The sequence below is a fragment of the Candidatus Zixiibacteriota bacterium genome (assembly GCA_018820315.1).
Lineage (GTDB): Bacteria > Zixibacteria > MSB-5A5 > JAABVY01 > JAHJOQ01 > JAHJOQ01.
The window spans coordinates 1-17,542 of record JAHJOQ010000110.1 but is presented as its reverse complement, the minus strand read 5'-3'; the positions used below and the strand labels follow the sequence as shown (position 1 = coordinate 17,542).

The 17,542-nt window shown below is 50.7% G+C and carries 10 protein-coding genes; 5 read left to right on the top strand and 5 right to left on the bottom strand.

All coding sequences use genetic code 11. The features are described from left to right. Window positions 1–4: 4 nt before the first annotated feature. The 4 genes from KKH67_10820 to KKH67_10805 all read right to left on the bottom strand — a co-directional run bounded on the left by KKH67_10820 (window position 5) and on the right by KKH67_10805 (window position 3,622). Complete coding sequence (locus KKH67_10820; GenBank protein ID MBU1319669.1) at window positions 5–775, bottom strand: hypothetical protein; 771 nt, start codon at window positions 773–775, stop codon at window positions 5–7. A 21-nt stretch (window positions 776–796) separates the two neighbouring features. Then, the gene (locus tag KKH67_10815) at window positions 797–1,663 is read right to left on the bottom strand and encodes a DUF488 domain-containing protein (GenBank protein MBU1319668.1); all 867 of its coding nucleotides are present in this window, start codon (window positions 1,661–1,663) and stop codon (window positions 797–799) included. Between the two features lie 247 nt (window positions 1,664–1,910). After that, entirely contained in the window at window positions 1,911–2,696 is a 786-nt protein-coding gene (locus KKH67_10810) for an ABC transporter permease (protein MBU1319667.1), read from the bottom strand. Beyond that, a complete protein-coding gene (locus KKH67_10805; GenBank protein MBU1319666.1) occupies window positions 2,693–3,622 on the bottom strand; it encodes an ABC transporter ATP-binding protein in 930 nt (309 codons plus the stop codon). The genes KKH67_10810 and KKH67_10805 overlap by 4 nt, the downstream gene beginning before the upstream one ends. A gap of 310 nt (window positions 3,623–3,932) precedes the next feature. On the opposite strand from KKH67_10805, the gene KKH67_10800 reads away from it, so the two are divergent. Continuing rightward, window positions 3,933–4,682 (top strand): HAD family hydrolase, encoded by a 750-nt coding sequence (locus KKH67_10800; GenBank protein MBU1319665.1) that lies wholly within the window; start codon window positions 3,933–3,935, stop codon window positions 4,680–4,682. Between the two features lie 41 nt (window positions 4,683–4,723). Here the strand turns inward: KKH67_10800 and KKH67_10795 are convergent, their stop codons facing one another. Then, window positions 4,724–5,263, bottom strand: coding sequence for a YbhB/YbcL family Raf kinase inhibitor-like protein (locus KKH67_10795; GenBank protein MBU1319664.1), 540 nt, complete (start codon window positions 5,261–5,263; stop codon window positions 4,724–4,726). A gap of 510 nt (window positions 5,264–5,773) precedes the next feature. On the opposite strand from KKH67_10795, the gene KKH67_10790 reads away from it, so the two are divergent. The 4 genes from KKH67_10790 to KKH67_10775 all read left to right on the top strand — a co-directional run bounded on the left by KKH67_10790 (window position 5,774) and on the right by KKH67_10775 (window position 17,407). Then, the gene (locus KKH67_10790; protein MBU1319663.1) at window positions 5,774–11,227 is read left to right on the top strand and encodes a hypothetical protein; all 5,454 of its coding nucleotides are present in this window, start codon (window positions 5,774–5,776) and stop codon (window positions 11,225–11,227) included. Between the two features lie 29 nt (window positions 11,228–11,256). Beyond that, window positions 11,257–13,566, top strand: a complete 2,310-nt coding sequence (pbpC, locus tag KKH67_10785; GenBank protein ID MBU1319662.1) for a penicillin-binding protein 1C — start codon at window positions 11,257–11,259, stop codon at window positions 13,564–13,566. A gap of 225 nt (window positions 13,567–13,791) precedes the next feature. Further along, window positions 13,792–15,936, top strand: coding sequence for an agmatine deiminase family protein (locus KKH67_10780; protein MBU1319661.1), 2,145 nt, complete (start codon window positions 13,792–13,794; stop codon window positions 15,934–15,936). A gap of 304 nt (window positions 15,937–16,240) precedes the next feature. After that, window positions 16,241–17,407, top strand: a complete 1,167-nt coding sequence (locus KKH67_10775; GenBank protein ID MBU1319660.1) for a Fic family protein — start codon at window positions 16,241–16,243, stop codon at window positions 17,405–17,407. The last annotated feature ends 135 nt before the right edge of the window (window positions 17,408–17,542 follow it).

The following is a 17,542-nucleotide window of genomic DNA, read 5'->3' as shown; positions in this document are numbered from 1 at the left end:
AGTGCTATTTGATATGCTTTGGCCAAAACACACCTAGCAGAATCCATGTGTCGTGTTTGAGAACGGTTCCTGTATAGAAGTATGTGTCTCTATCCGGCGCGCACATCTGATCGAGTAGCTTCTGTTTGACTTTGTCGACGGCAATGGATTCGCTTTCATATTTGTCCCTCATCGCGCGGTATAGCTGCCCGACTTCCCAGTCCTCGATCATCATCTTATGTCCCCTGCATGTGGGAGACTCACAGTCGTATACATAAGAGAACTTGTACGGGACTTTCTCAAGTGGTTTGCGATCTGGACCAAAAAGATCCTGCTGCTGAAAGAGCGTCTTCCATTTCTCTGGCCACTCTCCGGCAACATTCTCAACAACTAAGTCTCTTACTTTTCTAGGCTTGATTATTCCCAACGATCTCACCTTTTGGGAGTCTGTCTGTAGGTCACACATTGTGGAAACACCTCTCGCCAAGACATAACGTCTTCGCTCAGCCCATGAGCCCCCGGCTGGGAGAGGCTGGCCCAAAACTGTTATGCGCGTACCGTGAGTCTGTCTGAATGATTCTGGTCTAGGGTCTTTTGCGTTCTTCTCAATTTCGATCTCAATCCATTGATACTTCCTGTACCATTCTGCATAAGGTTTATATCGGTAGTCAATCGGGTACAAACGAATGAAGCGCCCGTCTTCAAGCACTCCTCCCGTGCAAACAAGCTCCATGTAGGATTCTGAAGGTAACGGATACGTCTTAACTGTGACTAAAACCTTGGTTCGTTCCCCCACTTTGGTTCCCCTTTCTACGGCCTATAGATGTTTCACCTCCAAGCCGACATCATTTGCGATTGCTTTAGCCAGTCTTCCCCGATGGCAGAAATGGACGTTCTTCTCAAAGCAGACAAGCACAGATGGTATAGACTCCATAATGTGAGCGGCTCTGGCGCGCGGTTCACTAGCTTCCGGCAAAATCGACCGTTCGTATTTGTTGAGAAGTCTTTTATAGTCCTCGTATGTGCTCAGCGTGGATCGCATCGAAGACGGAATTCCCAGCTCCGGAATATGTTCGTAGCGGATGTCGAGTTTCTGACAAAGTCGTTGCATGTCCTTCTTCGAGAATCCGTACTTGCGCGAAACCGGATTGTGTCGCACATCAATGAGCACCTCTATTCCCACACGCATGAGTTTCTGAAAGAAGTGGTCGACAGATTCACCTTCGTACCCTGCGGTATACACAGCCAGCTTACCCTTTATTCTACCTGTGGTCGGAGCTCCGCGCAACCTGCTTCGCGAGGCAAACCAAGGGTACTCAGAATAAACATACTCGATGAGAGGTTTCTCCCCAAGCTTCGCGTAACGTTCGACAGTCCGACCTACTTCCGTACGTGTACTTTGTGGAAGGGAATCAAAGAGCAAACGCGCGTCTGACCTTAAGTTGTCGCTGATAGCAAGCGAGTTATCATCCAAATAGCCCATTTGCTTGAGATCAGCAATGTCTCTGTAAAGTGTGAAGGAAAACGGTCCCTGCTGGTAAGGCACGTGATCGTAAAAGGAGCTATCGTCGGCCAGGGCTGACTCCTGTCTCATTAGAAATGTGAGCTTTGTCAGTTGAAGCTTCGATAGAGACCTTGGGGCCAGTAACAGAACTCCCAGTATGATTTTCTGACGTTTCAGCATTGCACGATTTGCCCTTCAGGTCACAGACGTTTGTAGACTGCTCAAGACACAGTCAACAGACATTGATACGGTTTTCAACAAAAACATGTTTGACTGTGCCGGATTATCAGCCGGAATCTCAACATGCACAATACGTGGCATAGCATTCTCTGATGGACAGAGTGATTATCACTTCGAAAGAAACCCAGCCAGCAGATTTTGTCAATCATATCCTACAGAAAGTGAGTCGAAGTAGGATAATCCGATTCTAATAATCTTTCCGCTTAAATATGTAGACTGCGAGATAGAATATCACAGCAGCGAAGATCAGGGAGCTCCAGAGAGGCAGCCAGTCGGGGGAGTTGCCGGAGGTGAGGTCGCCGGTCATGTCGATAATCTGACCGGTCTTTGGGATGATATAGTAAAATGCATCAACGATATATCTTACAACATCGGAATCGACTAATTGACCGATACCTTCGTGCCAGTCCAGCACCGACTGCGCGATCCAGACGAAAAACGCAGCCATAATCGTCATTCCGGTCGAGCCGGTCACGATTCCTGCGAATGTTGTCACACTCAGCCATATCACAAATCCAAGGAGGTTCATTGCTATCACATATACTATCCGGGCATCGTAGATACCAAACAGCAGACAGGCAAAGACATAGTTGATCGCCACACTCACCACCATCACAGCGCCGTAGACCAACCATATTCCGAGGGCTTTGCTCATTAGCAGCGATGCGCGCGAGATTGGTTTCGACAAATAATAGTCAGCTCTCCCTCTGATCAACATGCCCGGAATCTGCCCGGCAGTAATCATCACCGACAGGAATACCAGGAAACTCATGAACTTGTTGAAACCGCCGAGAAATATATTGCCGAGTGAACTGTTGACATCACTCATGTCTAATTCAGCACCCTGCCAGGCGATGTCGACTTGGCTCGCCGCAAGTGTCGAGAGCAAGCCGATAACCGTCAACGCCGCGAAGACATAGATCACTCTACGGCTCAGCAATTCCACTATGCAGTCGTGCACTATCCCTCTCACGTCGCCTCCCCCTTCTCGTCGCCTATCGTTTCGAGGAACGACTGCTCGAGCGTGACCTTGATCGGCACCACAGATTTGATTTCGATCTTGCGCACACGAAGTTCATCTATGACGCTGTTTATCAGCCGTTCGTCTTCCAGTTCGACAGTCATTGAGATATCTGTAAAGGATAGTATCCTGCCGACATCTGGAGATATCTGGATTTCGGGACCACTCAGATTCGCCTCGATCTTATATTGGCAGCTACGTCTCGTCAATTCGTCGACTGTGCTGACCTTAAGCACATGCCCTTTCGACAGTATCGCCACACCATCCGCCACAGACTCCACCTCCGAAAGGAGGTGGCTGTTTAGTACAATCGATTTCCCTTCACTCCGAATCTTCTCGAGCACTCGCCGAATTTCGATTTTGCCGACGGGATCGACGCCGTCGGTCGGCTCGTCGAGCAGCAGAGTATCGGGATCGGAGATCAGCGCCTGTGCCAGCCCGATTCTCTGCAGCATTCCTTTCGAATACTTCGGAATCCTCGTCTCCGCCCATTTCGACATGCCAACGAGTTCGAGCAGATCGTCGGCGCGCGATTTTGTATTTGCTGCAGAAAGCCCATGAAGCCGCGCCGTGAATCTCATCAGCCCAAGTCCGGTCAGATGATCCGGAAAGCGGTGGTTCTCGGGAAGGTAGCCGACTTTTCGACGCGACTCGGGATTCGACGGTGGATAGCCGCCAATTTCCACAGTACCGGATGTAGCACGCACAATGCTCAGCAGGACTTTGAAAAGAGTCGTTTTTCCGGCACCGTTTGGTCCCAGCAGAGCAAAGATTTCTCCATGTTTGACAGAGAGGCTGACTTTATCGAGCGCGACTATATCTTTTCCGCGCGCCCCGCCGTAGATTTTTGTAAGGTCATGTACTTCGATTATGCTCATTGTCCTGACACTCTGCATGCCTCGGTTAGAGGCATACGCGTATATGAAGGGATAGTTGCGCGCAGAGTCAACATCAAATTAGCGCTTCCACAAGTTGTCTCAGACCCATGATCTTGTCATCGCGAGGAGCGGAACGACGTGGCGATCTCTGCGCATCTGAGTAGAGCCGCAGGAGAACACCGCAGGCAGGAATCTTTCCTGCACGAATCGTCGACCCAATGCTACGCAGAACTGTCAGGATGGGAATCCTGACAGCGCATCGATCGGGAATTCTGTTGCAGCAACAGGCATCAGACACTATTATCGAGATATGAAGATCAAGGGTGCATTCTTCGACCTGTATGGAACCCTGCTCATGTATGGCGATATGTCCGCAGCGTGGAATGACTGGCTATCGGAATTCCATCGATGCCTGCATGGCTGCGGACTCGGTATGTCCCGTGATGAATTCGCATTGTCTTGCGACGGGTTTTTCAGCAAACCAGAACCGACTGACAATGGCGACGGTCTAACTGTTCTTGAACGTCGCATTATGGCGCATTGTGATGAACTCTCGCTCACACCATCGCGCGATCAGCTCTCAGAGACTGCATTCGGTGTTGCAGTGGCATGGCAGAAATACGTTTCGCTCGATCCTGAAACACCGATAGTCCTTAATCATCTGAAATCGCGTGTGCCGGTCGCATTGATCTCCAACTTTGATCACCCGCCAAATGTTCGCGCGACATTGTCGGAACTCAGTCTGACTCAGTATTTCGATTCGATAGTGATTTCTGCCGATGTCGGTTTCAAGAAACCCGATCCAAGGATATTTTCGGTTGCTCTGAAAGAGACTGGATTGCGAAGCGACGAAGTGATCTATGTGGGGGATACATCGGAGGATGTCGATGGTGCGGTTGCCGCTGGTATGAAGCCGATACTGATTCAACGCAGAGATGAGTCTTCGAAGGGCGATCGATTCGATTTCAAGTCTGCTGATCAAGAAAAGGCACAGGATTCAATCGTGATTGATGGCGTCAGGGTGATTGGCCAGTTGTCGGAGTTGTTGCAAATCATCTGACGGCAGATTCGGCAGGTATCAACGAAACCTGCGCTGCCACTCTATTTCCGTGCGTATTTTCCCATCAACTGACCCTCTGCCAGGATGTGTCCCTTCATGGCAGACTCGACCGTCTCCTTCGTCACTTCACCCGATATGTCTATCATCGTATCGAGCGCGTACAGCTTGAAGAAATACCGGTGAGTGCTGCTCGGTGGACAAGGCCCCCCATACCCGAACTGCCCGAAATCTGTCACGCCATGTCTGGCACCGTTATCAAGCACCTCCGAGGTTGGCATATCTTCAGGCAATTCCGTTGTCTCCGGCGGAAGATTGTAAAGCACCCAATGTACCCAGGTCCCTCTCGGGGCATCCGGATCATCGCAGATCAGCGCTATTGATTTGGTTTCTTCCGGAACTGCAGTCCATTTCAGCGGTGGAGAGATATCTGCACCGTCGCATGTGTATTGCGTCGGGATCAGCTCGCCTTCCTGAAATGCACTGCTTGTGGCAGTGATATCCATATCGATTCCTCCTGCTGCATCAGACGATGTTTCAGGCAGAGTCTGTTCTTTCTCCTTGCATCCGAGAAAAACCAGCATTGACAGGAAAAGAAGGCATGTGATTATTCGGCTCATAGACTTTCCCTCCATCAATTACATCTGCAAGGAGCACTTATTCGGATATAATCGCATCAACCTCGATTTCAACCAGCAAACCGGGAGCGGCAAGCCTGCTCACCTCAATTATGGTTGCGGCGGGTCGGATCTCCTGGAAGCTGCTACTGGTTGCGCCCGATCGATAGCACATAATTCATATAACCAAACTCAATCCTACGGTCAAGACGAAAAGTCGGAAGTGGCCACTGTGTCACATCTGACACGTAAGCCGTTGACATTCCCGAGCTGACAACGCGTAACTCCCTGCGATTTAGCAGAGTGGAGTCTGGCATGGATAGTGCTGATAGTGGATTATGAGATGGCCGCATTGCTCTGTGAATGCTGTTTCGAAGACTTCCACGAAAGTAGGGAATGAGTCGGTTGACTGTGATGATGAATATATGTAACTTGAGGAATAGAAAGTCCATGAATATCGCAAAGGAGAGGTAACTAATGAATGCACTCAATCAGAAGTCGAATGACACTCAGGCTGGACGAAGCCGGGGGAGATTTGTTCACTACAGCATGATCGGCCTGCAGTTGTTAATCATATGTGTCGGGAATCTTTTGATCTCTTGCGGGGACTCCGGTCGGGAGACCGTGCGAGTTGAATCATTTTCTCCCGAAGGGGAGACTCCACGCACGACTAACATAACAGTTCTTTTCGGCCATGAGATTGTTCCCGATTCTGCGGTTGCATTCCCACCTGCGGATGACGTACTCGAATTCGATCCGGCTATTCCGGGCAAGGTCCAGTGGATCGCCGGGGACAAGCTCAGATTCTATCCCGACATCATACTCGCACCATCGACAGAATACAGAGCATCTCTGTCGCAGAAAGTCGCATCGGCATACGGAGTCACACTGAAAGGTGATCGAGAATTCAGCTTCAAGACTGCCCGGTTTCGCGTCAACAGTGCATCTCTTATGTTTGAGTATACTCCCGAGTCGGGAAAGAGCGCTAATCTTGTATCATCGATCGAGTTCAACTACGATGTGGACCCGCATGAAGCGGCAAAGAGCATCTCCATAAAATACAAAGGCGGCGGGAATATCCCGTACAATATCATCACTGCATCTCAATCGAGCATAATCTCTCTGCGAGCCGAAGACGTGCAGCGGCTCGACAGCGATCGGGAGATTCAACTCGTAGTTAGAGAGGGATTACAGTGCATCGGAGGCAATCTCGGGTTGGCGGATGACTATATCACTCCTGCGATCCTTCCCAGCCAAGGCAATCTCGTCGTGGAGAGTCTCAAGCCCGTTCATGGCGCGCCTGAACAGCGATCACTAAGGTTGAATTTCAATATCCCGATTGATGTCGCCACTGCTTCGCGATTCATTTCGTGCGAACCATCCATCGACTATAAGCTGACTGCGGAACACCATCATATTGATCTGAAGGGAGATTTCGAGGATTCGAAATCGTATGTAGTGACCATACGCAAAGGTCTGCGTGCTGTTGACGGTTCCACACTCGAACGCGAGTTCTCCAGTTCGGTCAGTTTTCACAAGGAGCAAATACCGCCGCAGGTCGATTTTGTCGGCAAGGGATGCTACCTCACGCTCGGCGGCAACCTGAATGTCGGGTTGTCGACAATCAACGTTGATTCTGCGACGATCGAAGTAGACAAGATTTTCGCCAACAATCTTGTCTATCTCTTAAATTCGACTGGTCTTGAGACAAGACAAGATTACTACGGCGGGGGTTACAATCTGAATGCAGTCGGAAAGCGTATCCACTCCTCAGACGTGCAGGTAGCTCGCGTGGAAAATGAAGAGGTGATCACACCCATTAACGTGAGAGAATACCTCGATGCCGACCCCAAAGGCATCTTCAAGCTGACCGCAAGAATCGCAGAGAGGCGATGGCAGAAGGTGTCGAAGTGGGTGATCGCGACAGATATAGGAATCACTGCCAAAAGAGCCGGTGATGATCTTTGGGTCTGGGTGAATTCGCTCTCAACACTCGATCCGGTGACCGGAGCCGATATTGTTCTTTTCAGCCAGAATAATCAGGAATTGATGCGCGTTCAGTCGGATAGGGATGGATTGGTGGTGTTCAAGGCTATGATGGCTACCGAGTCCGAATACATCCCGTTTCTGATCACGGCCGCATTCAATGATGACCTTTCGTTCCTGAAACTCCCCGGAAGCGCCATCTCGACGTCGGATTTCGATGTCGGAGGTCTAGCGCAGATACAGTCAGGCTATGAAGCATTCGTCTATAACGAGAGAGGTATCTATCGCCCGGGAGAGATTGCACATGTTGCGGCAATAGTGCGCTCCGTAGGGGCAGCATGTCCGCAGCCGTTCCCGGTAATTCTCAGTGTCAAGGGACCGGACGGTCGCATACTCAGCGAACAACGAGCAATTCTTAACGAGCAGGCGGCAGCGGAGTTTTCCGTGCCGATTCCCGACTACTCAAAGACAGGTCGATATGATGCGATGTTGCTCCTCGGGACCGACAACGAAATCGGCCGAACCTCATTCAATGTCGAAGAGTTCATGCCGGACAGGATGAAAGTGAAGATCAAATCTGATTCTGATACATATATGGCCGGATCGACTGCCGATATCACTGTCGAAGCAATGACATTGTTCGGACCTCCGGCCGGAGGACGGCGTGTCAGCGGCGACATCGAAATCGAACAATTCCGGTTTCAGCCGCCTGATTGGAGCAAATTCACGTTCGCAGATGCAGAGAAATCATTTTCCTCCACCAAAATCAAACTCGATGACGAGACGCTCGACGAGAATGGGCAATTTACGTACAGTGTCGACATTCCGGCCGGAATGGACCCGCAGTCATCACTGCGCGGAGTCATTTCGACAACAGTGCTCGAGCCGGGAGGGCGCGGAGTTTCCGCTTATCGCGGTGTCATAATACATCCTCACGTGACCTATGTCGGTATCAGGAGAACCGAGGAGGGCTATGCTCAACCGAACGCTCAGACTCAGCACGAATTCGCAATATTGGATACTGAGGGCAATCTGGTCGAAGGTCGGAAGGCGGAAGTCAGGTTCTACAGGGTTTACTGGCAGTCGGTGCTGAAGCGCGTCAGTTCACGGGGCGGATATAGATATGAATCCGAGAGAGTTAAAAACCTAATCGAGAGCTTCACAGTCGAGTCTGGCGATGGAACTGGTTCGTTCTCGGTAACGCCGGGTGATTACGGAAGGTATCTCGTTGTCGTGCGCGATATCGAGTCGGGTGCATCGGCATCGCTGTACTTCTATGCTTCCGGCTGGGGATATGCCCCGTGGGCGATGGATAATCCTGATCGAATCGAGATTGATCTGGATAAGGAGACATACCTGCCGGGTGATAAGGCTCAAGTGCAGATACGTGCACCATTTGCCGGTAAGCTCCTCGTTACTGTAGAAAAAGACCGTCTGTTGAGCCAGCGGGTGATTACGCTCGAAGAGAACACAGCGACAATCACCGTACCCGTCGAGGAGGACTTCCTGCCGAATGTCTATGTCTCCGCTCATCTGATCAGATCAACAAAATCACTCGACAGAGATACTCCGGTGCGGGCATTTGGAGTGGTGCCACTTGTGGTCAATACCGAAAGCAGATGGCTGACTGTCGAACTTGATGTTCCTCATGAGATCAGACCCAAAACCACTCTACCCGTAGAGTTCCGTGTAACGGGTCAGAGCGGCCAAACGCCCTATATCACAATCGCCGCTGTCGATGAGGGTATCTGCCAGTTGACCGATTTTCAGACTCCCGATCCTCAGGCATTCTTTTACGGCAAGAAACGCCTGATGATCGACACTTATGATATCTACGGTATGATATTGCCCGAAATAGAGTCGTCTCTTTCGGCTACTTCCGGTGATGTCGAAGCTGCCAGAAAACGGCACCTTACGCCGATCTCTGTGACCAGAGTCAAGCCGGTTGCATTTTGGTCAGGGCTGGTCAAGATTGATAATCGAGGTTTCGGCAAAGTCTCATTCGATATCCCGCAGTTCAACGGGACGCTCAGATTGATGGCTGTTGCAGCCGCAGGCAACAAATTCGGAAATGCCGAGCGAGAAATGTTTGTGCGGGAGCCGATTGTGCTCACGCCGACATTCCCGCGCTTCATAGGCTCAGGAGACAGTTTCAATGTGCCCGTGAGCGTCTATAACGGAACCGGAGAGAAAGCTACGTTCGAAATCAAGATCGATGTCGACGGACCTGTTGTGTGTCTGGGCGAGCAAAGTCAGTCAGTGACTATCGCTAATGACTCCGAAGGATTCGTGCTTTTTGCAATGAAGGCTGAAGAAAAGACCGGGAAGGTTTCATTTGGGATCGAAGCGAGTGGCGGAGGCGAGAGAAGCAGCTATTCGGTGGATGTACCACTGCGTCCGCCAGTTCCATTTACGACTTTGTCAGGAGCAGGTTCGCTGTCTGAAGGCAAGCCGGTCGAATTTACATTCCCGGTTGATTGGGTTCCGGGAACTACCGACTTCTCTCTGAGTATTGCCGCATTTCCGGCGGTCAGGTTCACTCGAAGTCTGCAGTATCTGCTGCAGTATCCGCACGGATGCGTTGAGCAGACTACTTCCAGGCTGTTCCCGCTCCTCTATTTCGAGGATATCGCAAAACTGGCGGAGCCGGATCTTTTCAAGGTCAACAGTGCCACCTATTTCCTTGAGGAAGGCATCGCCAGGCTGGAGAATATGCAGCAGTCATCCGGCGCATTTTCCTACTGGCCGCAGGGGGGGTATCTAAACAACTGGAGTTCGATTTACGCCTCGCACTTTCTAGTGGAGGCTCGCCGCGCAGGCTACACTGTCTCTGGTCGAACATACAATCGTATGATCAGCGCTCTGAAGAGATCGGCGAAGGACTACAGCATGTCAGAGAGGTACAGCTTCCAGACTGTAGCGTATGCTTGCTATGTGCTTGCTCTGGCAGGTGAACCGAATCGCAATACGATGCACTTCATCAAGGATAATGCGCTTGACATGCTCTCTGAGTATTCGAGATACCAGCTTGCCGGCGCGTTTGCACTGTCGGGCGATAGAAACAGCGCTGTGTCGCTTCTTCCAAAGACAGCAACTCTTCCAACCGATGATTCGAATCGCGAAACCGGCGACAACTTCAATTCGCCGATTCGGGCTCAGGCGATCATGCTTGATGTGCTCGCAGAGGTTGATGCGAACAGTCCCTTGATTGCGAGATTGGTTGCTAACCTGACTGAGGCAGCATCTAAGAACGGCCGGTGGCATTCAACCCAGGACAATGCGTTCGCATTTCTCGCGCTTGGGAAGATCATGAGTAAACAGACCGAGGCACACTACACCGGAACCATCATAGTCGACGGGAAGAAACTCGGTGATTTTGGCGTAGAGAATGTCCGGTTCGATTCCAAAGAGTGGGCGGGGAAGGAAGTCTCAATCCGAATTACAGGCGAGGGGACTTGCTATTATTTCTGGAGGGCTGACGGTCTTCCATCGACGCTTCACATTGACGAATACGACAATGATTTGATTGTCAGGAGAAGGTACCTCGATGAGAATGGCAATGAGATGGCATACGATAGATTCAGACAAGGCGATATGATTGTCGCTGAGATAACAGTGCTCGCGCCGACAGAGCCACTCAGCAATGTTGCGATAGTTGATCTACTTCCGGCGGGATTCGAAATCGAAAATCCGCGACTGCAATCGCGCAGAGGCATACGATGGATCGGCGATAAGGCATATAATCCGATGTATATGGACATTCGCGATGACAGGCTGATCATATACGGAGATTTCCGTCACAATCGCAAAGAGGTATTCTATTACGGTTTGCGGGCCGTCACTCAGGGAGAATTCATTCTGCCCCCGGTTAGAGCAGAGGCGATGTATGCACCAATGAAGGCGTCGGTGGCATCGAGCGGAAAGATCAAAGTGGTTGAGCATTGAGAGTGGCGGTTTTGAAAATGACAGCTAACGTGAGAAATAGAATAATGGCGAGGATCGCAGCAGTTGTGCTGATACCGGTCTTCGTGTGTCTGATACTCAACTGGATATTCCCGCTGCCGACTGATAAGCTCTACCCGCAGGCATCGACAGTTGTGCTCGATCGCAACGGCGAGGTCATGCGAGTGTTTCTTGCTCCCGATGGCATGTGGAGGATACCGGTAGGATTGCAGGAGATGTCCCCGACCCTTACCGAAGCTGCGCTCACCTACGAAGACAAGCATTTCTACTGGCATCCCGGCGTCAATCCGGCATCGATAATTCGTGCGGCATATGTCGATCTGCGAGCCGGGAGATTCGTGCAGGGAGGATCGACTATCACGATGCAGGTTGCCCGGATGATCGAACCGAAAGAGCGGACGATTGCCGGCAAGGTGATCGAGGTCTTACGCTCGTTTCAGCTTGAGTTGCACTATTCCAAAGATGAAATCCTTGCCTGCTATCTCAATCTCGCGCCGTACGGTGGCAATATTGTAGGCGTCGGTGCGGCATCGATGGCCTATTTCAACAAATTGCCGAATCAGCTCAGTCTTGGAGAGGCAGCAATTCTCGCTGCAATCCCGAATTCACCCAATAATCTGCGCCCGGACCTGAATCCGGAGAATGCTGCGATCGCACGAAAGAAAGTCCTCGGCATACTCGGATCACAGAAGCTGATCACTGAAACCCGGCTCGCGGAAGCTCTTTCGGAAGATATCCCCGACAGGCGCTACCAAATGCCATTTGAGATTCCGCATCTATCTAACATGCTTGTCGCCAGCTATCCACAAATGGACCGCATCGAAAGCACGATTGATGGAAAGATTCAGAATCTGGCGGAGCGCGTTCTGAGCATGAATCTCGAACCATTGGAAGCAGTCGGCATAACGAATGGATCGGTAGTCATCATTGACAATCATACAAGCGATGTGCTAGCGCTCGTCGGCTCCGGAGATTTTACCGATGATGAGGCGCAGGGGCAAGTGAACGGCGCAACTGCACTCAGATCACCCGGTTCTGCCCTGAAGCCTTTCGTCTATGCGCTGGGGCTCGACCGCGGACTGATTTCCCCAAGGGGGCTTCTCTACGATGTGCCGATCAACTATGCCGGATACTCGCCCGAGAACTACGATGGAGTTTACAACGGTTGCGTCACGGTCACCGATGCGCTCGTTAGATCGCTCAATGTGCCTGCAGTCAGACTCACAGCGGATCTCAGACATGATGGTATCTACGAGTTTCTTCGAGCGGCGGGAGTCACATCGTTGACCAGGGAGCGAGAATACTATGGACTGTCGATAACTCTCGGCGGGTGCGAGGTGTCTCTGCTGGAGCTGACGAATCTTTATTCAGGCATGGCGCGCGGCGGGAAATTTGCCCGATATCGATTTCTTAGATCAGAGACGCCGGTTGCAGGCGAGAGACTGATAAGCTCTGAAGCGAGCTTCATAATCTCTGAGATTTTATCACAATTGAGACGTCCCGAGCTGCCATCAGTCTGGGATTGGTCTGTCGACATGCCGAAGGTCGCCTGGAAAACCGGCACTTCGTATGGGCGACGGGACGCTTGGAGTATCGGATACACACCGCGTTTCACTGTCGGAGTTTGGGTCGGCAATTTCGACGGCAAAGGTGTACCGGAGTTAGTCGGCGCAGAATCCGCCGCACCGATTCTCTTTTCGATATTCACTGCACTTCACGAATACGATGATGGTGGCTGGTTTGTCGAGCCGAGAGGTGTCGAACGTCGACAGGTCTGTTCGGTCAGCGGGATGCCGATGTCGGAGAATTGCGTGAGTGCCTGCACGGAGATGTATATCCCCGGAGTGTCGCCTTTTCGCAAATGCAATATTCACGAGAAGATACTGGTCGACAAGAAAGAGAATGTCCGTCTTTGCTCTCACTGCCGCGCTGATCGCGATTGTGAAGAGCGGATTGTCGAGCAATGGCCTGCGGATGTTGCTATCTGGCTTGAGCGCACTGGCCACGCTGTCGAGAAGATTCCGGAGCATTATCCACAGTGCCCGGTGGTTGTCGCAGGTGATGCACCGATCATTCTCTCGCCGATGGCGGAGGCAGAGTACAAGATTCGTACCGGCGTCGATCTTAGTTACCAGAATATCCTTCTCGATGCTTCGGTATCCAACCGTACACGCAAGATATTCTGGTTTGTCGATCGTGAACTAGTCTACTCAGGTACTCCGATGCAGAGAGTTTTTATAAATCCGGAACCGGGCAAACACAGCGTGGTCTGCACAGACGACGAAGGCCGGTCGAGCGAGATTAAGTTCGTAGTGCGATAACCCGTAGAGCAGGTTTCCCCGGAACCTGCCTTTCTTAGTCAGGGAGGCAGGTCAGTTTCAACCTACCGTATGCAACTCAATCCAAGACTTTGAAAGTCCACAAAACAGGATATATCTTGCCAAATATGCTGTTTGGATTATATTGAAATTTGAAGCAGATATAGAGTTACTTCGACTTCATAACTTCACAAAGAGCACACTTTGTTCTAACATCTTGGTGGTATCATGAGCACACTCTACAGATTCCTAACAGCTTTTATCATCATTTCCGTCATAGTCACTTCGGTGGCAATTGCCGAGGAGCAGCAGGAAGATTTTCTTCCGATTGGATTCACAGAGGAGGAAATGACTCGGCTGCATGAAATCGGTATCAATCATCAGATTACAGCCCCGCCCGTGGGAAAACTTCGTAATTGCGCCGAATGGGAACGGTCGGAAGGTGTTATCATCCGATGGCCGCTTGGAATCACAGTGTCACTTGTGGCAGCACTCTCCGAAACAGCGGTTGTCTGGACAATCGTGTCGAGCGACTATTACAAGAATCAGGCGATCAGTTCGTATACGTCAGGCGGCGTGAATATGGATAGCGTCGACTTCATCATGGCCCCGACGAATTCTATCTGGACCCGTGACTATGGCCCATGGTTCATCTTCCGTGATCAGACGATGGAGATTGTCGATCACCAATACAACAGGCCGAGACCCCTCGATGATGTGATTCCACAAATAATCGGGTCGGATTGGGGCATGGCAGTTTACGGCATGGACCTCAAACACACAGGCGGAAATCATATGTCCGATGGGTTGGGCATGTCTATGTCATCCCGTCTTGTATGGGACGAAAACACCGGTAAGACACACCGTGAGATTGACTCGATCATGCTCGCTTATCTCGGCAATCAATACACCGTAATGGAGTACGTTCAATCCGGAGGGATTCATCACATAGACTGCTGGGCGAAATTCCTCAATCCTACCACGATTCTTGTCGAGGACATGCCCACCGGTGATCCAAGCCATGTTCTGCTCGATGCCAGAGCGCAGTGGCTCTCCGAGCAGATGAGCCCATGGGGGGAACCGTACACCATCGTCAGAGTCTACTGCCCCTATCCGTCGGCATACACAAATTCGCTGATCTTGAACAATAAGGTCTTCGTGCCGATCATCAATTCGCCGACGTATGATAACGCCGCACTGCAGGTTTATGCGGACGCGATGCCGGGATATGAAATCCTCGGTTTCTCCGGTTCTTTTTATGATGATGACGCTATTCATTGCCGCACAATGGCTGTGCCTGACAGGCACGTACTTTTTATTGATCATGTCCCGTTGCATGATATCGGCGACACCGGTGCGAACAGGCTGGTGACCGTCCACATTGAAGCCTGCTCCGGTTACGATCTTATCGAAGACTCTCTCAAGATCTACTACAGCGTGAACGGTGGGCCGTATACATACGCGCCGCTGACGGCAGCCATCGAACCATATTCCTATACCGGATACATCCCGGCGCAGGGTCCGGGCTCTGTGGTGGATTATTTCATAAAGGCCGCCGATTTGTCCGGCAGGGTCGAAACCCACCCATTCATAGGCGAGCCATGGGCACACAGCTATGCGATCACAGGGGCGAATCAGCCGCCGCTTCTCGCCGAAATCGGCCCGAGGGAGGTCATGGAGGGCGAGAACCTGAATTTCACCATATCTGCAAGCGACCCGGACGGCACAACTCCATCGCTGGATGCCGAGGATGTTCCTCTCAACGCGGTGTTCGAGGATAACGGCAACGGCACTGGTTCGTTCGATTTCAGTCCTGACTACGATCAGGCGGGCGATTACAACGTAAGGTTCATCGCTTCGGATGGCTCACTTGCTGACACAGAACTCGTCACGATCACGGTAGCAGACTACAATTTCCCGCCATCGATCATCGAGCCCGATACGTTGCTCTGCCTTGCGCTCGGCCAATTCGGATACTATCCGGAGATAAGCGATCCTGATGACACGGAGCATACAATCACATACAGCCTATATCCGGGCTGGATGTCGGTATCAAACGACTCCATCGTCGGCCAGGCTCCGGATTATGCTGATACATCTTCGTTTAGAGTGAATGTGTCGGATGGTGTATCATCAGACAGCGCAGATGTCAGCTTGGTTGTCTACGTCTGTGGCGATGCAGATGGCAGCGGAAGTCCTGACATCGATGATGTGGTGTTTTTGATTGCGTACATATTCTCCGGCGGCCCGGCACCAAATCCTCTCGCACAGGGTGACGCTGATTGCTCGGGCGCGATAGATATCGATGACGCTGTTTATCTGGTAACGTACATATTCAGCGGCGGCCCTGTGCCGTGCGCGTCATGTATGTAAGTAGAATCTGCGGCGGACTTCTGAATTGACTGTGGAGGAGGCGGGTTCGCAAGGATCTCGACTTAGGACTTAAGGCGTTATTAAATAATGCGTTAAGTGTCACTGGCCAATCTGCAGAAATCCCATTATTTAAAAAATACCCGTATTTTTAATTAAGAGAAATTCGTAATAAAATATCTTTACTTGGCTTTTTCTATTGCTTATTTAAAAATAAAGTCAAATTTTAAATAAAGAAACGCCAAAGTAAAATGTTTTAAATAGCTTTGGCACGAAGAACCTTGAGTAGACGTAGGAACCCAAAATAGTGAGAAGAGGAATCACAGGAAGATATGTAACAACATCAGTTGTTGGTGGAGAAACCTGTAAGGCATTCATTCCCGACCCGCTGCCGCCGAATCCGCCATTAGTCATAGATGATAACATGGATGAAAAAATCTATCGAGCACTCGTGGCGCTTGGTAGATTAGATGCCGTTTCAACGCTTCTCCCAGATACATCACTCTTTCTATATATGTACGTAAGGAAGGAGGCGGTGCTGTCTTCTCAAATAGAAGGGACCCAGTCTTCTCTTTCTGATCTGCTACTCTTTGAAGATGAGGAGGTGCCGGGTGTCCCCATGGTTGACACTCAGGAAGTATCAAACTACGTGGCAGCGATCAACCACGGACTCGCCAGATTAAGAGATGGATTTCCATTATCTCTCAGACTGCTACGCGAAATTCATGAGATTCTACTGAGCAAGGGCCGAGGTGAGGACAAAGATCCGGGACAGTTCAGGCGCACCCAGAATTGGATTGGGGGTACGAGACCGGGCAATGCAGTATTTGTGCCTCCTCCTCCCGAGAATATCATTGGCTGTATGGGTGATCTTGAGAAGTTTCTTCACAATAAGCCAATGAAAACCACTGCTTTACTTAAGGCAGCTCTCGTCCATCCCCAGTTTGAGACAATTCATCCATTTCTTGATGGGAATGGCAGATTGGGAAGGCTTCTGATAACCCTGCTTTTTTGTGAAGATGGGACTCTCAAGGAGCCCATGCTTTATCTGAGTCTATTCTTCAAGACAAACAGGGAGAGATACTACGAGCTGCTTCAGAAAACTCGTATGCACGGAGACTGGGAAGAGTGGGTGGAGTTCTTCATCACGGGCGTCCGCGAGACTGCAACCCAAGCGGTCGAGACAGCCAATTCGCTCAATAGGCTGTTTGAAGAAGACAAGAAGGAGATTGGAACATTGGGACAATCCGCGAATTCTGCATATCGTGTGCACGACATGCTTCAGCAAAGGCCGATTGCCTCCATTCCGAGAGTTGCCAAGATGTCTGGGCTGAGTATTCCGACCGTGGGTACTGCTCTGCGAAGACTCGAATCGCTGGGGATTGCTCAAGAGATCACTGGTAATAGGCGAAACAAGCTATTTACGTACAAAAAGTACTTGAAGATCCTAAACGAGGGGACGGAGCCACTCTAACAGTGCCTTAATCATTATCTGTGAACGCTTTCAGGTAGTGCAGGTGAACGATTGTCTCGAGATATTGTCAAGAGTTGTGGATGATTGTTTTGATAGTATCCTCAAGTTCTCCAGTTATGCAGCTTCCTTTATTTC